Here is a 23436-nt window from a genome sequence, read left to right as displayed (position 1 = left end):
TATCGCCGGTACATCTACATAACAATAATCTGATTTAATAGCATGTTCAGAACACTGTTTTGGACTTCGTATTGCTGTGGATACTCATCCTTATTGCTATGCCTCTTATGTACTTTCTGTTCGTCGGTACAGACTTTTGCAGTCCTGCTTCCTTCAGTGCATACCTCACGATAAACCACCTTGCAGCTTGCTAACGATTCGGGTTTTCAATCCGCTCGTAAGGGACTTGCACCCTCTGGAAAAATAACACCCCGAAAACTTGGTTCGTAAAACTAAATTTGTATTTTTGAACTATTTGAAAAGCTTTCGGGGTGTGTCCTGCATATGCAGGGCACACACATCGCATTGGCAAAATGGCGGGTTAAGTTCAAAATTCAACTTTTGTGCTTTTTATTCCGCCGAATGTGTCCCACATTCAGCTTTTTTTTAATAATTTAGCTTCTGTGGAAACACATCGGCTACGTCACTGCTAAATTGAACTTTCGGTTCAATTTATCCGCCACTTCGCCAATGCGTTTCCCGTTATGCGGCAGCTTAAAAGACGACACCAAACCAAAAAAATCATCTTGACAACCACCCGACTTTGAACTACGAAGGATGAAATTTTTCAGGGACAACTTTCAGCATTTCCAAAAAACAGTTTACCCATTGACTTGGAGACAAACAAACAATTTGAGCATTAAGGTTTAAACCGAATTTTTCCGAAATTGACCTGACCTGACTTTTCCTGAAAATCGACTTTAAAGCTGTTTTTACAGATAAATCAGGTTTCTCTAACAGACAGGAAATAAATGCTAAGTATTTGGCTTTAAACTTAAAATCAAAAAATAAGTGTTTTCTTTTAATGTTTAACAGGGCTGATTTGACAGTTGGCGGTGGCAAGAAACTTTCAGGACCTACCTCATAGACAAGTTTCAAATCAAAAAAAGTATGATAGAAAACGGTATATGGATTGTAAAGCTTCCTCGAAAATAACTTTTGTGTAGGTTCTAACTGAAGGATAATGGAACCTCCCAGAAAATTTCCAAGACTCTCAAACATCAGGATTTTGAAAATATCGGAAGTAATGCCATAAGGAATATTTGACACCACTTTGAAAGGAAATTTCGGAACTGCAAAATTCCTAAAATCACAACCGACAACTTGAACATTTCGGGCATCAGAAAATAATTTTCGTAAATGTTCAACCAAAGCTGTGTCGTTTTCAATAGCAACAACATTGTTGGCGATTTTTAATAAATGAACAGTAAGAAACCCCTTGCCTGCCCCAATATCTAAAACCGTATCCTGATTACTTATATTTGCTTGTCTTATTGCATCTTTTATTAGCACTTTATCAATAGTAAAGTGCTGACCCGTAAAACGAACGGGCAATTTCTTTTTTGTCATTACTGCAAATTTAGTAACTTTGCTTGACAAATTAACGAGAAAGAAGAGAAAATGAAAGCCGACCGCATAACATCACCTATACGCAAGCAGGGGGTTCGTGCTTCGTAAGACAGGAAAGTGGTAAATTTGAAGTTCAGTTCTTCGTAGGAAGTTCAGTGGTTAAAATCCCTGCCTGCGTATAGCTGAGAACCGTTATGTGAAAGAATAAAACGGCACCTCCAAAAAGAAAGTGCCGTTTCGAAATTAAATTTATAAATTCTCAATCCACTACTTCTGAAACAGTTGATTTTTCTATTAGAAAAATTCCGTCAAAAGCTTCTTCTATTTCAGTTTTTAGGCACATCGAATCAAATCGAATCTTATTACAATTTTTTAATTCCGTACTTCTGTTCATTAGTAAACAGCATTCTTTTCCTCCAAATTCTTGCATAATAAATTCAACAGAATCCGACTCTGGAAAATCAAGTGGAAATTTATCAACCCTAAAGCCAAATTGATAATCATTATCAGGATACAATGCCGCAGTTTCTCCACGTAGATTAGTTATTGCAAATGCTTTATATTTTTCTCCAAAAGTCATCGAAAGTCTTTGCCCCATTGGATAACAACTAATAAATCCATCAAAATCTACCGGAGTTTTTTGAATGTGAGCATTGTGGGCAACCAAAATAATCTTTTTACCAAGTGAATTTTTCAAAAACCAATCAATGCTTTCTGCCATATACTGGTCTTTTGCTCCCATATCTCCTTCAATTCCCCTTTCAGTAATGAAACTTTCCATAGCATCAGCATTATAATTCATATAAATCAAGCCTTTAACTTGATGAACTATCGATTGAAATTCTAAACTTTCTAATTTTGGTTGAAGAGTAATCAAACGAATGTAAACTTTTAATAGCAATGCTTTTAATTCATTATGTTCAGCTTCATCAAAAAGCGATAAATTTAACGCAAGCTGAGAAGTCGAATAGAAATCAAATTTCTCAGCAAGATTTAAAATCTTCTGTAAGACATCAGAAGAAACGATTGAAAGTCTTTGCAAATAATCAGATACAATACGAAAGTTTGGAAAATAAGAACCTCCATTTTTAGGAATATCCACACCTAAAAAGGTAATTTGATTATTATTGTCTTGATTATACCGACGAAGCCATAGCAAAGTATCTTTAAACTCATTTGGATAATAAAAGTGTGACAGTAACTTATCCAAATCGTCGAATGGAATTTGTGATTTTATCCACTTATCAACTTCTAATCCTTCAGAAAAACCAAACTCAAATGCCAAGGTGTCAAAATCACATTCAGTTACTAAAAACTCAATAACTTGATGCCTGAATGTAAAAAACTCTTTTATGAAATGTGCGTTTTCGCCTAAACCAACAATTGTAGAAGAATCAAAATATTCTCGAAATCGAAAAAGACTTTGTTTTATGGATGTATTATTTTCCGAATTAAACGGAAAAGTTAAGGGTTTTATATTTTTCATTATTACCTTATTTTAAATTAAAAATTAACGTACCAAATAGCAACCGTCTCAAAAAGACGATTTAATAATTTACTTTAATTTTTAATTACCAAGGCTTGCTGAAATACATAAAATGTGAATTATTTGAATACAAAGATACTAAAAATTCCTTCACATAATAACTAAGCTTTCGTCTTGCCCGGAGGGCACGAGATGAAAGCCCGTTGAACGGAACCGTAGGAAGCTAATAAAGTATTATGGAGTTGTCGAAGTATGACTTTAAGATATACGAGCAGTAATTTTAGGATTACTGCTTTTTTTTATGTTTGTTTTTACTTTTTTACACTGTTTTTCGATGCAAAAAAGCACAAGTTCCCTTACCCGTAAAAGTTAATTCACAGGCGCAAGTTTATTTTCGATAAGATAGGCTTTCGGTGGTCCTCTTTGCCCAAAAACATGCAAGGTAATCAGATTACCGACTTTACAGCAATAGCATTTTTTATGTTGCGTTTTGGGTTCAATTATTGGGCGTACAACATTTAACTCTTTTTGTAATTGCTGGAGCTTTCCGCGTTTCCAACTGCTGCTTAGAATTCCGTAATGTCTGATTCGCACAAAGCGTTTGGGTAAAATATGTAAGCTAAATCGTCTTGCAAATTCTTCGTTTTTTAAGGTGAGTTGCTTGGTTTTACTGCCGTCTTTATAATCTTTATAATTAATAGTAACCTCGTGATCGGTTACGTTCTTTATCCGATGATTGCTTATCGCAACCTTGTGCGTATATCTGCCTAAATATTCAATCACTTGCTTTGGCCCACCAAAAGGTCGTTTGGCATAAACCACCCAATTCTTTTCAAACAAACCTTGTAAGAGTTGAGTATCCGCTAATTTTTCCTTGCGCAACAACGCTACATATTTGGCCCGAAAAACCTTACTCAAAGCTTTTACTGCAAACAAATATTTATCGGTTTTTATCTTGCGTTTCCAATTGCCATTTCTATCAATTCCACCGCCAGGAACAATGCAATGTAAATGCGGATGCAAACTCAAATTTTGTCCCCAAGTATGCAAAATGGCGATCATTCCCAATTGCAATCCTTCTGTTTTTCCAAATTGAGACATTGTAGCCCAAGTTGCTTCAAATAATATGCGATACATGATTTGCGGATGAGAAATCGCTAAACCATTGAGCGTATCGGGCAACGTAAATACCAAATGATAATACGAACAAGGCAACAAATCTTGCTCGCGAGCTTGTATCCATTCTTCACGTTTGTGCCCTTGACATTTGGGACAATGCCTGTTTCTACAACTGTTGTAACTGATGCTAATATTTCCACAAGCATCACAAGCATCTACATGTCCGCCCAAAGCTGCTGTTCTACATAAAGTCAATGCCCGTAAGGTTTTCTCTTGATGAACCGTAAAGTTTTGGTTGGACAAATCGACCTTTCTAAGCACATCGGCTACCTCCCACTGCGGCTGCATAAGGCAAAAACGGTATCTAATGGGCTGTGTACTTTTTGTTGTTCCAATTGGCAAACGTGCAGGTATTCCATTGTGGTTTCTACTCGTTCGTGTCCCATCAGTTTCTGAACCTGAAGAATATTCACGCCATCTTCCAACAAGTGTGTAGCGTAGCTGTGACGCAAGGTATGCGTGTGAACGTCTTTTAAAATTCCAGCTTTTCTACAAACCGACTGAATCGCCCATTGAACGCCACGTTGACTATAACGCGAATCAAATCCTTTGGCATCTTTGGTGTTGCCAGTAAATAAAAAAGTAGTCGGATGTTCAATTGAAATGTACTTTTTTATCCCTCGAATGAGATGATCAGAAAGCGGAACATAACGATCTTTTTTACCTTTGCTTTGAACGATATGAAGCAATTTTCGATCAAAATCTAAGTGTTTCAATTCAATATTTCGAACTTCCATGCAACGCAGACCACAACCGTAAATCAACCCGATGAGCAAGCGATGTTTTAACAAATCGGCATGTTGAAGCATTCTCCAAATTTCTTCTCGACTTAGTATTACGGGTAGTTTTTTTTCTTTAGGAATCGATGGTAAATGAAGATGATCGTAAGGTAAATTCTCTGTTTTTAAAAGAAATCGAAGTCCGTAAACCGTGTGTTTAAAATACGATTGCGAAGGTGAATTGGAACGTTGTTGCAGTTCAAACAGATAATCTTTAACCTGTTCTGGATGTAATTCGGTTGGTAAAGCACCAAAATGAAGTGCCATTGCGGCCACATGGCGCGAATAATTTTCAAAAGTGCGTTTGCTTCGTCCTAAAATAGAAATATTTCGCTCAAAACGTTGCAGAAGTTCAGAAAAACCTGTAATTTCATTACAAGCACGATTCAAATATTTGTTCGTTCTTAATTCCTCCGGAGATTTTTTTTAGTTACCATATTATCAATTATTTAAACGTTAATAAATACTAAGGTACTAAATCATCGCAGCGAAAGCTACCGGAGGTTTAGTTCAACATCGCATTGGCAAAATGGCAGGTTAAGTGCTAAATTGAAAGTTTCTGCATTTTATTCCGCCGAATGTGTTCCACATTCGCTTTTTATTTGTAAGTTAGCTCTGTGGAAACACATCGGCTACGTTCTCGCTAAATTGAACTTTTTGTCCAATTTATCCGCCACTTCGCCAATGCGTTTCCCGTTATGTGCCATTTTTGAATGACAATGCGAATAGATACAGACAAACAAATGAATTTACTTAGTGATAAGAACGTTGCAATAATTGGTGGTGGACCCGTTGGACTGACTATGGCAAAATTATTACAGCAAAACGGCATAGACGTTTCAGTTTACGAAAGAGACAACGACCGAGAGGCAAGAATTTTTGGTGGAACCCTTGACCTACACAAAGGTTCAGGTCAGGAAGCAATGAAAAAAGCGGGATTGTTACAAACTTATTATGACTTAGCCTTACCAATGGGTGTAAATATTGCTGATGAAAAAGGCAATATTTTATCCACAAAAAATGTAAAGCCCGAAAATCGATTTGACAATCCTGAAATAAACAGAAATGACTTAAGGGCTATCTTGTTGAATAGTTTAGAAAACGACACGGTTATTTGGGATAGAAAACTTGTTATGCTTGAACCTGGTAAGAAGAAGTGGACACTAACTTTTGAGAATAAACCGAGTGAAACAGCAGATTTGGTTATTCTTGCCAATGGCGGGATGTCCAAGGTAAGAAAATTTGTTACCGACACGGAAGTTGAAGAAACAGGTACTTTCAATATACAAGCCGATATTCATCAACCAGAGATAAACTGTCCTGGATTTTTTCAGCTATGCAATGGAAACCGGCTAATGGCATCTCACCAAGGTAATTTATTATTTGCTAACCCCAATAATAATGGTGCATTGCATTTTGGAATAAGTTTTAAAACACCTGATGAATGGAAAAACCAAACGCAGGTAGATTTTCAAAACAGAAATAGTGTCGTTGATTTTCTTCTGAAAGAATTTTCCGATTGGGACGAACGCTACAAAGAATTGATTCATACGACGTTGTCATTTGTAGGATTGGCTACACGGATATTTCCTTTAGAAAAGCCTTGGAAAAGCAAGCGCCCATTACCCATAACAATGATTGGGGATGCCGCACATTTGATGCCGCCTTTTGCAGGGCAGGGAGTAAATAGTGGGTTGGTGGATGCCTTGATATTGTCTGATAATCTAGCCGATGGAAAATTTAATAGCATTGAAGAGGCTGTTAAAAATTATGAACAGCAAATGTTTATCTATGGCAAAGAAGCACAAGAAGAATCAACTCAAAACGAAATTGAAATGTTTAAACCCGACTTTACGTTTCAGCAATTGTTAAATGTATAAAATGCTTAGATTCAACAAATAAATGCAACAGCATTTAAAAGAACAGCGGGGAACATTTGCCCCATGGGGCAAATGTTCCCCGCTGTTGGCGAAAAAAAACATCTACTTTTGAAGTTCCTACACAATCAAAAAGATGTCACATTTAACGTTAGAACAAAGATACAAAATAGAAGCATATAAAAATTTAGGTAGATCACTTAGTGAAATAGGTGATTATATAGGCAAAGACAGATCAGTTGTTAGCAGAGAGCTTAAACGTAATTCAGATGGTAGAAACGGTGTTTATAAAGCCGATCTTGCTCAAAAAAAGACAACACTTCGTCATAAAGAAAAACCTAAGCATAAACGCTTAAATAAAAGTGTCAAAGCAACCATTTTGTCGCTGCTCAATAAAGATTATAGCCCTGAACAAATAGTAGGAAGATGTAAAATAGAGAAGATAGAAATGGTTTCAGTAGAATGTATTTATCAGTTCGTTTGGAAGGATAAAAAGCAAGGAGGAAAGCTTTATAAGCATCTACGAAATAAAGGGAAAAAATATCGTAAAAGAGGAAGCAATAAAGATAGTAGAGGGTTAATATCGAACAGATTAGATATAGATGAAAGACCTGGTATTGTTGACAAAAAAGAAAGAATAGGAGATTTAGAAATTGATTTGATAATAGGAAAAAATCATAATGGAGCCTTATTAACTATTAACGATAGAGCCACAGGGATTTTACTAATGGGGAAGGTTGAATCTAAACAAGCTCATGTGATAGAGGCTAAAACAATAGAGCTATTAAAGGATTACAAACCTCTTCTACATACAATCACTTCTGATAATGGAAAAGAGTTTGCAAACCATCAAAATATAGCTAATGCGTTACAGATTGCCTATTATTTTGCAAAACCTTATCACAGTTGGGAAAGAGGCGCTAATGAAAATTTAAATGGTTTAGTCAGACAATATTTCCCGAAAATGAGTAACTTCGATTTAATTACACAACAACAAATAGATAGAGTTGTAAATATTTTAAACAATAGACCAAGAAAGAGATTTGGTTTTAAATCGCCTAATGAAGTTTTTGCAGATAAATTAGACAAAATAGCAACTGTTGCATTTATAACTTGAATTCACGATGGAATAAAACGGCACATAACAAACAAATTGGCAATAGAGCCGGTGAAGTACTTCTATTGAACTTTTGTGCAATGTTGAAGATTAGTAATTCTATTCAACATTTGTGCTAAAAGTCGGCTCCATCGCCAATTTGCCAAACGTTATATGCCATATTACACCAAAACTCGTCTGAATTATACAAAATGAACTATGTTTAACTTTTTTAAACCTAAACCAAAAAATCAAATTGAAATGGAAGTTTCGGGAATAAATCCTGAAACAAACAATGAATTTCTATTCTATAATTTTATCGAAAATACACCAAACTATATTCTTGAACCTTGGCTAAAAAAAGCAAAACAAGTTGGTTATAAAGTAAAACCTCAATACGAACAAGCGATTTTGCAAAAATTGAAATTCAATCAATTTAAAAATCCTCATACATTCCCTGAGTACTTTGAAAATAAATTTGATTTTATTGCTATTGACTTTGAGACAGCAAATAACAGTAGATTAAGTGCTTGTGCAATCGGATTATGCTTCGTGAAAAATGACACAATAGTTTATTCGACAAAACACTATATAAATCCACCAAAATCAGAAAAGTTTTTAAAAACTCATACTTCAATACACGGAATTTCATATGAAGATGTAGAATTTTCCCTTAATTTTCAAGAATTATGGGAAGACGAACTTTCTAAATATCTTTCATCTAATTTATTAATTTTTCATAATGCGAGTATGGACTTGAGTGTTTTGAAAAATCTATCTGATTCTCCGCAAACACACCTAATATTTTTAGTATATTAGCGCTCAAAAAGCAGGGATTATGAACATATTCAGTTTTACGGCTCATTTCGGTTCGGAGGAAGATTGTCGTTTGCATTTCAAGGAGCAGCGTGATAAGGAAGGGGTTGTCTGCAAGCGATGCGGGGGCACTTCCCATTATTGGTTACAGGGTAAATGGAGTTATGAATGCAAAGGTTGCCGTTTCCGCACCTCGTTGCGCAGCGGTACGAACATGGAGAGCTCCAAGCTGCCGTTTCTGGTGTGGTACAAAACGATGTTCCTGATGAGTTGCACAAAAAAGGGATTCTCCACCAACGAACTCCAGAAGCAATTAGGATTGAAGCGTTACGAACCGGTATGGGCGATGGTACACAAACTCCGCAGGGCGATGGGCAACCGGGATGCAAGGTATACACTGGAAGGGATGATAGAACTGGATGAGGGTTACTTTTCGGTGGCCAGTAAGGAAATCGAGCGAGGCAAGGGTACACGTGGCCGGGGAGCCGAGGGAAAGCAGAACGTTGCGGTGATGGCCGAAAGCACCCCGTTGGAAGATATCGAAACGGGCAAAAAGGAGAAGCATGTGCGTTATTTCAAGGCCAGGGTACTGGATAGCCATCAAAGTGAAGGAATCAACGGCGTGGTCAGGGACTGCATGGAGGATGATGCCATCGTATTTTCGGACAAAAGCACTTCTTACGTTGACATCTCCGATCTGGTGGAATTGCACGTCACCGAGAAATCAGACGCCAAAACCACCAAGGAAACACTCAAATGGGTGCATATCGCAATCAGTAATGCAAAACGGACATTGCTGGGCAACTACCATAAAATCAAAAGGAAATACTTACAGTTGTATCTCAACGAGTTTATTTACAAATTAAACAGACGGTATTTTGGAGACAAACTCTTTGACAGACTAGTAATTGCGAATATAACAGGTGCATAAACGGATAATCAGAATCTTTAAACATCCTAATTAACTACCTGCGGATTTTAGGTATTATTATAGAAGCCCCCATGAATAAATCGCTCATCATTTTCGGCATCGTCAACATAACCTCGGACAGTTTCTCCGATGGAGGCCGGTATCTGGCGCCAGACGCAGCCATTGCGCAGGCGCGTAAGCTGATGGCCGAGGGGGCAGATGTGATCGACCTCGGTCCGGCATCCAGCAATCCCGACGCCGCGCCTGTTTCGTCCGACACAGAAATCGCGCGTATCGCGCCGGTGCCGGACGCGCTCAAGGCAGATGGCATTCCCGTCTCGCTCGACAGTTATCAACCCGCGACGCAAGCCTATGCCTTGTCGCGTGGTGTGGCCTATCTCAATGATATTCGCGGTTTTCCAGACGCTGCGTTCTATCCGCAATTGGCGAAATCATCTGCCAAACTCGTCGTTATGCATTCGGTGCAAGACGGGCAGGCAGATCGGCGCGAGGCACCCGCTGGCGACATCATGGATCACATTGCGGCGTTCTTTGACGCGCGCATCGCGGCGCTGACGGGTGCCGGTATCAAACGCAACCGCCTTGTCCTTGATCCCGGCATGGGGTTTTTTCTGGGGGCTGCTCCCGAAACCTCGCTCTCGGTGCTGGCGCGGTTCGATGAATTGCGGCTGCGCTTCGATTTGCCGGTGCTTCTGTCTGTTTCGCGCAAATCCTTTCTGCGCGCGCTCACAGGCCGTGGTCCGGGGGATGTCGGGGCCGCGACACTCGCTGCAGAGCTTGCCGCCGCCGCAGGTGGAGCTGACTTCATCCGCACACACGAGCCGCGCCCCTTGCGCGACGGGCTGGCGGTATTGGCGGCGCTGAAAGAAACCGCAAGAATTCGTTAACTTTTCGGTGGCCAGTAAGGAAATCGAGCGAGGCAAGGGTACACGTGGCCGGGGAGCCGAGGGAAAGCAGAACGTTGCGGTGATGGCCGAAAGCACCCCGTTGGAAGATATCGAAACGGGCAAAAAGGAGAAGCATGTGCGTTATTTCAAGGCCAGGGTACTGGATAGCCATCAAAGTGAAGGAATCAACGGCGTGGTCAGGGACTGCATGGAGGATGATGCCATCGTATTTTCGGACAAAAGCACTTCTTACGTTGACATCTCCGATCTGGTGGAATTGCACGTCACCGAGAAATCAGACGCCAAAACCACCAAGGAAACACTCAAATGGGTGCATATCGCAATCAGTAATGCAAAACGGACATTGCTGGGCAACTACCATAAAATCAAAAGGAAATACTTACAGTTGTATCTCAACGAGTTTATTTACAAATTAAACAGACGGTATTTTGGAGACAAACTCTTTGACAGACTAGTAATTGCGAATATAACAGGTGCATAAACGGATAATCAGAAATAATTATTTAAAAATGAAATAATTACACATTATAGAGAACTTCATCTATTATAATATTCTTTTTTTAAAGAAGATAAATTACAAGAAGTGGTTATGTCTCGTTCATCAATATTGATAATGTAAGACATTATACTTTTTCTTTGCTATATTCTGAGAGAATAGACTTTTATATGGATAGTATTATAAAGAAGTTAGCTATAGGACAACACTCCATATGTGTTAGTTGTCACTTTAGGTATAGTGTCTTTATAAAAGTTTTATTTGATAACAATTGTTATCGCGCTTCTTTAGACAGTGTTTTACTTTCGTATTTGTAATTTAAGAAATGAAATATGACCAATAAAGAATTGATAAAAGACTGTTTTGTAAATCTATTAGAGAGTCCTCAGTATCGTCCAGAAGTGATAGCTACCTATTTTTCTACTGATTATATCCAATGTGTTGATGGAAAGAGGCTAGACTACACCATTTTTAGTAATCATATTAAAAAATTAAAAGAGGTAACCGAGAGACTGTCTATTACCTTTAATTATATGGCAGAAGAGGGAAATCTTGTTTTTACTAATCACAGTGTTTCAGTATATAGAAATGATGGCTCTGTGAGTAAGGTAAAAGTAATTGCAACTTTTGTAATAGAAAATGAGAAAATAGTATTCTGTGATGAGTTAACGCTTCATGAAGAAGGAAAACATGATGATGCTAACCTTGGTTCTATGGTGTAAAAAAAACAATAAAAAAAGCCCTATACAAAGGGGGTAAGGTGTATAGGGCAAAAAAGTAGTATGAAAAAAAAGTTTGTAATAAAGTTTTCAATAAGTGTGCCAATGACTAGTGTTTTAGAGGTAAAGTGATTGTTTTATAGTCAATTGCTCATATTGTGATTATTGCTGTTTTGGATAGTTGTATAAATGAGAATAATAATTATTCAATAAAGAATTGGCATAAAAAAGGGGCAACATAGTCATAAGGATGAAATAGTACACTTTTTAGATATAGACCAAATGAAAAACGCTATCTGGAGAGATAGCGTTTCTTATTTTTAGTTAGTAGTTTGCTTTTTTGTCATATTCATGATGATAGATAGTAAGATATATACTAGTATAATAATAGGTATAGCTAGATATAATAGAGTAGCTAGTAGTACTAATGATAGTAGCATAAATCCTATCTGAAGTTTATAAGCTCCTAGATTATTAGGCTTGATTTTTAATGAGAACAATGGAAGTTCTGCATTCATGATGATAGCACTTAAGATACTGATCACCACTAATAAGTAAGGATTGCTTAATAAGGAGATAATCTCTTCTGATTTAGTCGTAGAGATAATCATCGGGATACTTAAGATGAATAGAGCATTACCTGGTGTAGGTAATCCGATAAACGAATCAGTCTGTCTAGTATCGATATTAAATTTGGCTAATCTATACGCAGCTCCTAATGTGATGATAAACCCTAAGTATGGAACTACTCCCATATAGTAGGTCTCAGGGGTAAGGTTATAGATCTCTTGGTTTTCTTGAATATTAGCTAGCATTTTATAAACTACTAATCCTGGAACTACTCCACTAGTCACCATATCGGCTAGTGAGTCTAACTGTAATCCCATTTCACTTTTTACATTAAGGATACGTGCTACAAAGCCGTCCCAATAGTCAAAAAAGATTCCTATACATACCCATAAGAAAGCCATGTGTATATTATCATCAAATGCATACACTAACGCAATTAATCCTGAAAGTAAGTTTAATAAAGTGATAGCATTAGGAATGTGTTTTTTCATAACTGAAATTTGTTTGTTTATATAAACTCTATAACGGTTTACTTGTATTTATTGATACAAATGTATCATAAAGTTACTAATTTTTATAGTGTTTATAAGGATTACTTTAGATAATGCCATTTATCTTTATAGATGTTTTATTATTTGATGTACTCTATTTAGGTAACTAAACGTTTATTAGATAATTAATATATTTGATAAGTAGAGAACAGACTACATTGGATCAAGTTAATTAAAGGATAGAAGAGGTTATACCTAGTATTGTACTTATAGCCAGATTAACATGGTTTTAGTTGCATTGAGTCCGTAGTGAGTCCGTAGTGACTCCGTTTTATAGTTAGTTTTAACGGAGTTATCATGGAGGTGTTGTGTTGATATAATTTAGTTCTTGCGAAGAAGATAGGAGCAGTAGCAGATGAGAAGCTACGTTTTAACTGTGGTACAAGAAGGTTATTCATAAATAGTTTAGAGTGTATGTTTTTATTGTAAATCAAAGATTAGTAAAGTATTTTTGTAAAGAGCAAATAGAACGCTTAGTTATAAATCAAGAAGAATAGATGACAAAGAAAATTATATATCTGCTTTTCTGCCTTTTTGTAGTGCAGATGGCTTTCTCTAAAGAACGACCACTCTCTGATAGAGCAGAGATAAGTGTACTTACTTGTGGTACGGGAGATGAGTTGTATTCACTATTCGGGCATACAGCGATACGCGTAAGTGATCCTTTTGAGGGGATAGATAGGGTATATAATTATGGAATGTTTGATTTTAGAACACCTAATTTTTATGGAAAGTTCGTAAAGGGAGATCTTTTATACTACGCAGATTATTCTACGTATAGAAACTTCATTGGGAGTTATGTATATGATAATAGAGCAGTGTATGAACAAGTACTAGACTTGACGCCAACTCAGAAAGAAGAGATATGGCAAAAACTGAACGAATCCTTAGAAGAAGAGAATAAATTCTATGTATATAAGTTTATAGATCAGAACTGTACTACTAAGGCGGTAGATATTATTAATAATAGTATAGCGACACCTGTAAAAGTAGATGTACAAGGGAACACAGCTACTTATAGAACCATCTTAAACTCGTATCTGAATAAGAGATACTTCGAGATGCTAGGAATTAATTTAATATTCGGTTCTAAGGTAGATGCTCATTCTACTTTACTGTTCTTACCAGATAAGTTTATGCAAGGGTTAGCAGAGACTAAAGTCAACGGAAAACCTTTGGTTCCTGAGACAGTGACTGTTTTTGAGCCAGAAGTATCTACGGAGAAATCAGGTATAAGTGTGAACTCTATGTGGTTCTTTAGTCTTGTCGTTTTAGTGTTAGCAGGACTAATGACTCAGAGAGGCGTTAGAAGTGTGTATTTTGTCATCTTAGGGCTGTTAGGTATTTTCTTCTTTGTCGTAGGGTTTTACTCTCTTCATGGCGAACTGTTAAGTAATAATACAGTGCTACTGTGTAGTCCTATATTCTTAATCTTACCTTTTATAAGAAAGAATGTCAAGATAGCTAAGTTACTTCAGTTGTTAACTTTAGTTTGTGTAATTTTGTATATCGTATTGAATATTACTAGCGAAAAGTTATTAGTGACCTTGCCATTAGTATTGTTGACTCTTGTGAGTTTGGCTATAGAAATGCGTATAGCTAAGAAGTATAACAAGTAGACCTAATCAGAAAAAATAATATAAAGATATGTTCGGATTATTTAAATCTAAACCAGAGCTTAAAACATTAATTCCAAATAATTATGTAGATATTCACTCTCATTTAATGTTTGGTATTGATGATGGGGCGCAGACTAAAGAGGATACAAAGACTATTATAGAGTCGATGAAAGCGATGGGCTTTGACCAAGCGATTACCACTCCACATACTACACCACTAGTATGGGATAATACTAAAGAAGGAATCTTAGCTAAGTATGATGAGGTATTAGAGGTACTACCTACAGAGGCGGAGTCTCTTCAGCTGAGAGTGGCTTCTGAGTATATGATGGATGAGAGTTTCTTACAGCGCATTCATTCAGAGAAGCTATTGACATTAAAAGATAACTATGTATTAGTAGAGATGTCTTATATCAACCCACCTATACAATTAATGGATATTTTATTCCATTTAAAATCGAATGGGTATGAGATTATCTTAGCGCATCCAGAGCGTTATAACTTCTATCACAAGAATACAGAAATGTATAAGAAGCTTAAAAAATCAGGGTGTAAGTTTCAGATGAACTTATTGTCTACTACAGGATACTATGGAAGTCATGTATTAGAGGCTGCAAACTATCTGTTGAACAATGATATGATAGACTTCGTAGGATCTGATATCCACCATACCAAACATATCAAGGGCTTTGATGCTAAAATACAAATTAAAGAAGTGAAGAACTTCGAGAAAGCAATTGCTAATAATATCTTCTTTAAGAAATAAAGAATTACTTATCGTATAAAATAAGAAAGGGATCGCGTGAGCGATCCCTTTTGTTTTTCTGTCTATTTTCTGATTAGTTGTTTACAACTTCACCTTTGATGCGTAGTGCTACTACACCGTTAGTATAGTTCACAGCATTAGATTCTACAGTGATAGTTCTACTGATTTTACCAGGAGCCATATTATACTGTACGTCTATTTTACTTTTTTGACCTGGTAAAATAGGTTCTTCAGGTTTAGAAGGTACTGTACATCCACATGTAGATCTTACAGCTGTAATGATTAATGGCTCATCACCAACGTTAGTAAACTCAAAAGTTCTAACTCCATTATCTTTCCCTCTTACAACAGTACCGTAATCGATAGTATTGTTCTCTGCTTTAAACTCGATTTTTGGTCCTTTTTGTGCGAATGTTACTGCACTTGTCAAAACCAAAACTAATAATGCTAAAATGTTTTTCATTATTTTTCTATTTGTTGTTTTGTAAAATTAAAAACTTTAGGAATACTCGCAAATAAAAATAAACATTTAAAGTAATGTGTTATCTTTTGTAATTACATAGTAATCCATATTTTTGCATGATACAAAGGTACGTAAAAAGAAAGAGTGCTTAGATTAAAATTTGATTAAAGTATTGTTATCTTTGGATGTGTCTTTAAAAAATGTTAAAAACAAGTAAAATTAATAAGTAAATGACAATTCCTGCACAATTTGACGCGAAGCAAGTAGAGCAAAAATGGTATGAGTACTGGATGGAGAATAATTTCTTCCACTCAACTCCTGACCACAGAGAGCCTTACACGATTGTAATACCACCACCGAACGTGACGGGTGTATTACACATGGGACATATGTTGAACAATACGATTCAAGATGTATTAATACGTCGTGCTCGTTTAAAAGGGCTTAACGCTTGTTGGGTTCCTGGAACGGATCACGCCTCTATCGCTACTGAAGCTAAAGTCGTCGCAAAATTGAGAGAGCAGGGTATCAATAAAAACGATTTAACACGCGAAGAGTTCTTAGCACATGCTTGGGAGTGGAAAGAAGAGTACGGAGGAGTAATCTTAGATCAACTTAAAAAATTAGGTTGTTCTTGTGATTGGGATCGTACGAAGTTCACTATGGACCCAGAGATGTCTGAGCAAGTGATAAAAGTATTTGTTGACCTATATAACAAAGGATTAATCTATAGAGGGTACCGCATGGTAAACTGGGATCCTGAAGCGAAGACTACTTTATCTGATGAGGAAGTAATCTATGAAGAGCGCCAAGGGAAGTTATACCATCTAAAATATCAAATAGAAGGATCTAATGACTATCTAGTAATTGCGACTACACGTCCAGAGACTATCTTAGGAGATTCTGCTATCTGTATTAACCCTAATGATGAACGCTATACACACCTAAAAGGTAAAAAGGCTATCGTACCAATCTGTAATAGAGTGGTGCCTATCATCTTCGACGAATATGTAGATATGGAGTTCGGTACAGGATGTCTTAAAGTGACTCCTGCTCACGATGTGAATGATAAGGATCTAGGAGAGAGACATAACTTAGAGATTATAGATATCTTTAATGCTGATGCTACACTGAATGAATTAGGATTACACTACGCTGGTAAAGACCGTTTTGTAGTTCGTAAAGAGATAGAGGCAGAGTTAAAATCTATCGGAGCTTTAGACAAAGTAGAGAACTATATTAACAATGTAGGTACTTCTGAGCGTACAAAAGCTGTTATAGAACCAAGACTTTCTGATCAGTGGTTCCTTAAGATGGAAGAGTTAGCTAAGCCTGCTTTAGATGCGGTATTAGAAACAGAAGATGTAAAGTTATACCCAAGTAGATATAACAATACTTATAGAAGCTGGTTAGAGAATATCCGCGATTGGAATATCTCTCGTCAGTTATGGTGGGGACACCAGATACCTGCATTCTACTATGGAGCTGGTAAAGAAGACTTCGTAGTAGCTGAGAATATCGAAGCTGCTGTAGAATTAGCTAAAGTAAAATCAGGTAATGCTGCTTTGACTGCTGCTGATTTAAAACAAGATGAAGATGCACTAGATACATGGTTCTCTTCTTGGATTTGGCCAATGTCTGTATTTAACGGAATTACACAGCCAGAGAATGAAGAGTATAACTACTATTATCCAACGAATGACTTAGTGACTGGTCCAGATATTATCTTCTTCTGGGTAGCACGTATGATTATGTCTGGATATGAGTACACTGGTAAGAAACCATTTACGAATGTTTACTTCACAGGTATCGTAAGAGATAAACAACGTCGTAAGATGTCTAAGTCATTAGGAAACTCTCCTGATGCACTAGGATTAATCGATAAGTTCGGTGCTGATGGTGTACGTGTAGGATTATTATTATCTGCGTCTGCTGGTAACGATATTATGTTTGACGAGGAGTTATGTGCTCAAGGTAAAGCTTTCACAAATAAGGTATGGAATGCATTCCGTCTAATCAAAGGATGGGAAGTGTCTGAGACATTAGCACAACCAGAATCTGCTAAAGTATCATTAGCGTGGTACGAAGCGAAGTTACAGAGTGCATTAGTAGAGATAGAAGATCACTTCTCTAAATACAGAATTTCGGATGCGTTAATGACGATCTATAAATTAGTATGGGATGACTTTTGTTCTTGGTTCTTAGAAATGATTAAACCAGGATACCAACAGCCAATAGACAAAGCTACTTTTGACAAGACTATCGAGTTATTAGAAGCGAACTTGAAGTTGTTACATCCATTTATGCCATTCTTATCAGAAGAGATTTGGCAACATATTAATGAGCGTACTGCTGCTGCAGCATTAGTAGTATCTTCATGGCCAGAGATGAAATCATTTGATGAGAACTTGATTAAAGAGTTTGAATTCGCTACTGAAGTTATCGCTGGTATCCGTACAATCAGAAAAGACAAGAATATTTCGTTTAAAGAAACGATAGATTTAAAAGTAATCAACAACGAGAAAACATCTACATACTTCGACAGTATCATCTCTAAATTAGGTAACGTAGTTGCTATAGAGTATGTAACAGAGCAAGTAAGTGGTGCACTATCTTACCGTGTGAAATCTAATGAGTACTTCATTCCTGTAACAGGAAGTGTGAACTTAGAAGAAGAAATCGCTAAGTTAGAAGAAGAGTTGAAATATTTAAAAGGATTCTTGAAATCTGTACAAGGAAAACTATCTAACGAGAAGTTCGTTGGTGGTGCACCTGCTCAGGTTATCGAGAACGAAAGAAAGAAAGAAGCAGATGCTTTAGCTAAAATAGCAACTATCGAACACAGCTTAGCTGGATTAAAATAGTGTAGTATCTCTTAGATATAGAAGCCTCTAGTTAGTTTACTAATTAGAGGCTTTTTTTTATCTTCGTATGTATGAAAATCAATACACACACTCATCATATTACAGCACAGCAGGGGATAATAGAAATCATCAATCAGTATCCTCTGACAGTGGATAATACCCTTCCTACCTATACTGTTGGTATACATCCATGGTATATCCAGGAAGAGCGTTTAGAGGAAGAGTTAGCCTTGTTAGAAGAGCAGCTACAACAGCCAAATTGTTTAGCGATAGGAGAGTGTGGATTAGATAAGAAGATCAATATTTCGTTAAATCTACAGATAGAAGTATTTAAGAAGCAATTACTACTTGCAGAAAAGTATAAAAAAGCAGTAATTTTGCACGTCGTTTCAGCTTATCAAGAAGTTATACAGATTAAGAAAGAGTTACAGATTACGGTTCCTCTGATTATACATGGCTTCAATAAAAAAGAGCAAGTAGCAGAGAGTCTGTGGAAGAATGGGTTTTATTTGTCTTTTGGTAAACACCTTATTTATAACGAGGCATTGAGAAGTACCTTCTTGAAAGTACCAAGAGAGCAGTTGTTTTTAGAAACAGATGATGCTAAGGAGATAACCATAGAGGACGTATATACTGTGGCAAGCGCATTAGATATGAATATAGAAGCGATCATAGAACAGAATTATAAAACAGTTTTTAATAGATAACATCAGTCTTAGATTGATATAATAAGTAGAATAAATGGCAATTTGGCAAGAAAGAGCAGAATTACTTTTTAAGGAAGAAGGATTGCAAAAACTAAAAGATGCGAAAGTATTAGTAGTAGGATTAGGAGGAGTTGGATCATTTGCAGCTGAGTTTTTAGCTAGAGCAGGAGTAGGAAATATGACTATCGTAGATGGAGATACTGTAGATATTACGAATATCAATAGACAGTTACCCGCTTTACACTCTACGATCGGTATGCCAAAAGTGAAAGTTGTAGGAGATAGATTGATGGATATTAACCCAGAGCTTAACTTGATTCGTATAGAAGAGTTTATTTCTCCAGAGCGTGCTCATGAGATTGTGACAGAGGACTTTGATTATGTATTAGATTGTATTGATAGTATTACACCTAAGATTAACCTTATTTTGGCAGCTAAACGCAAGAAGGTAAAAGTAATCAGTGCGATGGGAGCAGGAGGAAAGATGATGGCAAATAAGATTGTGATTAAAGATATCAGTAAGACAGATGTATGTCCACTAGCGAAGCAGATCAGAAAGCGCCTAAAGAAAGAAGGAATATCTTCTGGGGTAAAAGCAATCTTCTCTACAGAAAAACCTGACGAGAGTAGCTTAAAGATGACAGATGGTAGTAACTTTAAAAAGTCATTTTTTGGGACGAATAGTTGGATGCCAGCCTTGTTTGGTTTAAACTCAGCAGAACATGTAGTAAGATATATCTTATCGAAATAGTAAAGTAAAAAGGCTGTAAATCAATTAGATTTACAGCCTTTTTTAGTAAGGGAAGAATTGCTATTATTTTGTTGTTGAACTGTTGTTTCCCTTATGGGGACTTATTATGAATTTTAGTAACCTATTGTAAATTGTGTGTTTTTAAACTGTTCGTTCTCTACTTCATCTACTATAGCGACAGCTACATCCTCTACAGATATTCTACTTCTACATTCGCTATCATAGACAGGAGTATTATTACTTAGTCTAAAGTGTCCTGTGCGCTTTCCAGGGTTTTGTGGGTTCATTTCTATCGCAGGGCTAAAGTATGTCCAGATAAAACCGTTTTCTTTACTTAATACCTGCTCAAAATAGTCTCTTACTGCTGTAGCACCTGGTTTAATAAAGTCAGGAAAATCTACTGTGTCTACTAACTGTAGCCCTGGTTTAATATACAGTGTACCTGCTCCACCGATTACAATTAAGCGCTCTACTTTAGCTTCTTTTACAGCATTGTGTATAGTCTGTATTCCTGTTGTGAAGTCTTCGTAAAGATTAGGATTTGACCATCCTGCATTGAATGCACTGATGACTACATCTGCGCCTGTTATCATCTTTACGAGTTCTTTTTGATCTGTTATATCTAGCGCTACTTTTTTTACTAAAGCGCTATTAGATATTGTTGAGGTATTTCTAGCGATTGCTGTAACGTTGTATTGACGATGTATCAATTCGTTTAATATAGCACTACCTACATATCCAGACGCTCCTATCAAAACTATATTTTTCATACGGTGTTATTTTATTAGGACAAAGGTACTGAGGAGTAGTGGTTTAAAAATAGAAAGCCGACTTAATCTAGAAATTTCTTAATCTAGGTTAAGTCGGCTAATATTGTATAAAGGTTGTTTCTTGTTTAGTAAGCTGGTATAACTTCAGCAACCATAAGGCCTTGAAGTATAAAAATCAAAAGAGAAAGTCCCCATAAAAATACGAAAGCGAGTTTCTGTAAAAAGGGTTGTTTAACTCCTGCTTGCTTTTGTGCTTTTTGTAACATTAACATCGGCATGATTAAAGCAAGAACTACTAATGGGATAGAAGCATATCCTAGTGCTATTACGAATCCATCAGGATAAAAGATAGCAAATACTAATGGAGGAATAAAGGTCAATAGCATTGCCGACATATTATTCTTGATTAGCGGTTTGTTCTTTCCTAAGTCTTGGATATAATCTTTTAAAGCCATGGCTACTCCCCAGAAAGAAGTAAGTAATGCTGCAGAAGCAAATAGTGTAAAAGAAATACCAATCATTTTTGAATTGTGTACTTGTTTTACTGCTTTTAATAAGCCTTCCATTTTAGAGTTCTCTTGTAGTATAGCAGTAAAGGTATTGCTATCTAAGTTTCCTAAGAATGTAAGTTCCCATACTAAGTATAATAGAAGAGGAGTGATACTTCCGATTAAAAATACGAGTTTTAATTGTTTAATATTTCCGTCTAAGTATTTTACCAATGTTGGAATAACTACATAGAACCCAAAGCTAGTAAAGATTACAGGAATAGTGGCTAATACAGGAATACTAGAAGAAGGTAAATGTTGTAAGTGGATCATTTCTACTTTAGGTAATAATAACGCCATTACAATACACAAGAAGATTAGCTTCGTTGTAAATACAATTTTATTACTAAAGTCAACAACACGTGTGCCGAATGCGATGATACTTCCAAATAATGCTGTAAATAGAAAAGCAGAAGTATGAGATGATATTTCTACTTGTAGCCACTTCTCTAAGTTAGTTCTGAATATTTCACCTCCTCCTGTGATATAAGCACTTACTAAGGCATACATTAGTATCAGCATACTTAGCGCTGTAGCAACAGCCCCAGAGTTACCTAGATATTTTACTGTTAAAGTATTTAATCCATCTGTAGGAGGGTTGTATTTATAGACATCCACCAGAAGTATAGCAGTATAATACATAGCAAACCAGATACAGAACAAGATAAAGGCCATAAAGGTAAAGCCTACACTTGCTGATATAATGGGCATTGCTAACATTCCTGCTCCGATTGTCGTTCCTGCGACAATAAGGATACTTCCGATAATTTTTTGCATTTCTATTTGTTTAAATTTATTTAATTCTTCGAATTTATTTTTTGTTTCATTAGTCTAAAATAGGGAGTACTCCCGCTGTCATTAAAACTTGTATTACTAAGATGCTTGTTCCAAAAGCAAAAATCAAGCTAAAAGCTATCTTTTGTAAAAAAGATATGGTCTCTTGTCTTTCTTTTTTGACTTTGATGTACATCAGTACAGGAATAAACAAAGAGGTTATCACTACAGAGATAGCTGCATAGCTTAGTGCTATCACAAAACCTTTAGGATAGTAAAGTGCGAATAATAATGGAGGTATAAAAGTAATTAGGTAAATAATTACACTGTTTTTTCCAAAAGCTTTCTTTTTACTTAAATCCTTTACATAGTCAAATAGGGCTAATGCCACTCCTAAGAAAGAAGTAAGGATAGCTGCAGCAAAGAAAATGTTTAAAGGAATATTCATCCACTTAGACTCAGATACACCATTTACAGCTATGATAACAGCTTCTAGACCTTGTGTTTCTTTTATGATTGTAAAGAAAGTATTAGAGTCTATACTTCCTAAGATAGATAGTTGCCAGATGATATACACAATTAGAGGTAATAGACTACCGTAGATAAACGCTTTTTTAAGTAGCTTAATATCTCCATCTAAGTACTTTACCATACTTGGTACCACAATATGAAAACCAAATGAAGTAAAAATAACAGGAATAGAGGAGAAGAATAGTTTACTCTCTATAGGCATCTGTAAGAGATTGTCTATTCTGACATAGCCAAACATCACAATGATAACAATCAATAGAAAGATTAGTTTGATAATAAATATCCATCTCGTAGCGATATCTACCACTCGAGCACCTAAACCAACTATACCTCCAAATAAAATTGTAAAGATAAAAGCAGTCACTTGTGGACTGATATCAGTCTCTAACCAATTACTTAAGTTCAGTCTTAGGATATCACTTCCTCCTGCGATATAAGCACTTACTAGAGCGTACATCAGGGTTAGCATACTTATTCCAGTGACGATAGAGCCTGCCTTACCTAAGTATTTATAAGTCATCGTGCTCAACCCATCTTCAGGATTATTATCTTTATATGTCTCTACTAATAGAATAGCGGTATAACACATCGTTAACCATATCAAGATCATTACTATCGTAATGCCTGTAAATCCTACTCCAGACGAAATAATCGGCATGGCTAACATTCCACCTCCGATTGCTGTACCCGCTATAATAAGGGAACTACCTATAAGTTTACTATTCACTTTGAGTTTGTGTTTTTAGTTTGATTGTTGTAAAAAAAATAAATATATGTTTTTATTATTTACTACAACACTCAAATATGTTTATTTATATTAAAATATTTTGATTGTTTTTAAGCTAA

20 protein-coding genes and 1 pseudogene are annotated in these 23436 nt (G+C 36.3%); 12 read left to right on the top strand and 9 right to left on the bottom strand.

Annotated elements, in window-relative coordinates; translation table 11 throughout:
* Positions 1-588 precede the first annotated feature (588 nt).
* The 4 genes from erm(F) to E0Z07_RS01705 form a co-directional block, all read right to left on the bottom strand.
* Positions 589-1389: a 23S rRNA (adenine(2058)-N(6))-methyltransferase Erm(F) gene (erm(F), locus tag E0Z07_RS01720; RefSeq protein ID WP_131540168.1), complete on the bottom strand. Its 801-nt coding sequence runs from the start codon at positions 1387-1389 to the stop codon at positions 589-591.
* A 259-nt stretch (positions 1390-1648) separates the two neighbouring features.
* Entirely contained in the window at positions 1649-2875 is a 1227-nt protein-coding gene (gene ere(D), locus E0Z07_RS01715; RefSeq protein WP_009040233.1) for an EreD family erythromycin esterase, read from the bottom strand.
* A gap of 369 nt (positions 2876-3244) precedes the next feature.
* Entirely contained in the window at positions 3245-4342 is a 1098-nt protein-coding gene (locus E0Z07_RS01710) for an IS91 family transposase (protein ID WP_131540136.1), read from the bottom strand.
* Entirely contained in the window at positions 4321-5223 is a 903-nt protein-coding gene (locus E0Z07_RS01705; protein ID WP_131540135.1) for a tyrosine-type recombinase/integrase, read from the bottom strand. Before E0Z07_RS01705 ends, E0Z07_RS01710 begins: the two co-directional genes overlap by 22 nt.
* A gap of 323 nt (positions 5224-5546) precedes the next feature.
* Between E0Z07_RS01705 and E0Z07_RS01700 the strand changes: the two genes are divergently transcribed.
* The 7 genes and pseudogenes from E0Z07_RS01700 to E0Z07_RS01670 all read left to right on the top strand — a co-directional run bounded on the left by E0Z07_RS01700 (position 5547) and on the right by E0Z07_RS01670 (position 11679).
* Positions 5547-6713: a tetracycline-inactivating monooxygenase Tet(X2) gene (locus tag E0Z07_RS01700; RefSeq protein ID WP_008651082.1), complete on the top strand. Its 1167-nt coding sequence runs from the start codon at positions 5547-5549 to the stop codon at positions 6711-6713.
* Positions 6714-6846: 133 nt separating this feature from the next.
* Entirely contained in the window at positions 6847-7827 is a 981-nt protein-coding gene (locus tag E0Z07_RS01695; RefSeq protein ID WP_131540167.1) for an IS30 family transposase, read from the top strand.
* Between the two features lie 198 nt (positions 7828-8025).
* Positions 8026-8625 carry an exonuclease domain-containing protein gene (locus tag E0Z07_RS01690; protein WP_050427871.1) on the top strand — a complete coding sequence of 200 codons (600 nt, stop codon included), beginning with the start codon at positions 8026-8028 and terminating at the stop codon, positions 8623-8625.
* 19 nt (positions 8626-8644) lie between these two features.
* Entirely contained in the window at positions 8645-9553 is a 909-nt protein-coding gene (locus E0Z07_RS01685) for an IS1595-like element ISBbi1 family transposase (RefSeq protein ID WP_057281936.1), read from the top strand.
* 71 nt (positions 9554-9624) lie between these two features.
* Positions 9625-10440, top strand: a complete 816-nt coding sequence (sul2, locus tag E0Z07_RS01680) for a sulfonamide-resistant dihydropteroate synthase Sul2 (protein ID WP_131540166.1) — start codon at positions 9625-9627, stop codon at positions 10438-10440.
* A 1-nt stretch (position 10441) separates the two neighbouring features.
* A pseudogene (locus tag E0Z07_RS01675) lies at positions 10442-10942 on the top strand (IS1595-like element ISBbi1 family transposase); the annotation flags it as partial.
* A gap of 347 nt (positions 10943-11289) precedes the next feature.
* The gene (locus E0Z07_RS01670) at positions 11290-11679 is read left to right on the top strand and encodes a hypothetical protein (RefSeq protein ID WP_006260265.1); all 390 of its coding nucleotides are present in this window, start codon (positions 11290-11292) and stop codon (positions 11677-11679) included.
* 317 nt (positions 11680-11996) lie between these two features.
* On the opposite strand, the gene E0Z07_RS01665 is transcribed toward E0Z07_RS01670, so the two are convergent.
* Positions 11997-12737 carry a CDP-alcohol phosphatidyltransferase family protein gene (locus tag E0Z07_RS01665; protein WP_006260264.1) on the bottom strand — a complete coding sequence of 247 codons (741 nt, stop codon included), beginning with the start codon at positions 12735-12737 and terminating at the stop codon, positions 11997-11999.
* 557 nt (positions 12738-13294) lie between these two features.
* On the opposite strand from E0Z07_RS01665, the gene E0Z07_RS01660 reads away from it, so the two are divergent.
* A complete protein-coding gene (locus tag E0Z07_RS01660; protein WP_006260262.1) occupies positions 13295-14416 on the top strand; it encodes an Lnb N-terminal periplasmic domain-containing protein in 1122 nt (373 codons plus the stop codon).
* Positions 14417-14444: 28 nt separating this feature from the next.
* Entirely contained in the window at positions 14445-15182 is a 738-nt protein-coding gene (locus tag E0Z07_RS01655) for a tyrosine-protein phosphatase (protein ID WP_006260261.1), read from the top strand.
* 73 nt (positions 15183-15255) lie between these two features.
* Here the strand turns inward: E0Z07_RS01655 and E0Z07_RS01650 are convergent, their stop codons facing one another.
* Positions 15256-15645: a DUF1573 domain-containing protein gene (locus E0Z07_RS01650; protein ID WP_006260260.1), complete on the bottom strand. Its 390-nt coding sequence runs from the start codon at positions 15643-15645 to the stop codon at positions 15256-15258.
* 230 nt (positions 15646-15875) lie between these two features.
* Between E0Z07_RS01650 and E0Z07_RS01645 the strand changes: the two genes are divergently transcribed.
* The 3 genes from E0Z07_RS01645 to E0Z07_RS01635 all read left to right on the top strand — a co-directional run bounded on the left by E0Z07_RS01645 (position 15876) and on the right by E0Z07_RS01635 (position 19967).
* A complete protein-coding gene (locus tag E0Z07_RS01645) occupies positions 15876-18509 on the top strand; it encodes a valine--tRNA ligase (RefSeq protein WP_006260259.1) in 2634 nt (877 codons plus the stop codon).
* 71 nt (positions 18510-18580) lie between these two features.
* A complete protein-coding gene (locus E0Z07_RS01640) occupies positions 18581-19216 on the top strand; it encodes a TatD family hydrolase (protein WP_006260258.1) in 636 nt (211 codons plus the stop codon).
* Between the two features lie 34 nt (positions 19217-19250).
* The gene (locus tag E0Z07_RS01635) at positions 19251-19967 is read left to right on the top strand and encodes a tRNA threonylcarbamoyladenosine dehydratase (protein WP_006260257.1); all 717 of its coding nucleotides are present in this window, start codon (positions 19251-19253) and stop codon (positions 19965-19967) included.
* 113 nt (positions 19968-20080) lie between these two features.
* On the opposite strand, the gene E0Z07_RS01630 is transcribed toward E0Z07_RS01635, so the two are convergent.
* From E0Z07_RS01630 to E0Z07_RS01620, 3 genes are all read right to left on the bottom strand, one after another.
* Complete coding sequence (locus E0Z07_RS01630; RefSeq protein WP_006264421.1) at positions 20081-20737, bottom strand: NAD(P)-dependent oxidoreductase; 657 nt, start codon at positions 20735-20737, stop codon at positions 20081-20083.
* 125 nt (positions 20738-20862) lie between these two features.
* Positions 20863-22062 carry an aromatic amino acid transport family protein gene (locus E0Z07_RS01625; protein ID WP_006260254.1) on the bottom strand — a complete coding sequence of 400 codons (1200 nt, stop codon included), beginning with the start codon at positions 22060-22062 and terminating at the stop codon, positions 20863-20865.
* Positions 22063-22111: 49 nt separating this feature from the next.
* A complete protein-coding gene (locus E0Z07_RS01620; protein ID WP_006260253.1) occupies positions 22112-23317 on the bottom strand; it encodes an aromatic amino acid transport family protein in 1206 nt (401 codons plus the stop codon).
* Between the last annotated feature and the right edge of the window lie 119 nt (positions 23318-23436).

Origin of the sequence: Myroides odoratimimus, from assembly GCF_004337635.1 — a bacterium.
Taxonomy (GTDB): domain Bacteria; phylum Bacteroidota; class Bacteroidia; order Flavobacteriales; family Flavobacteriaceae; genus Flavobacterium; species Flavobacterium odoratimimum.
This window is presented reverse-complemented; position numbering and strand designations above follow the sequence as displayed.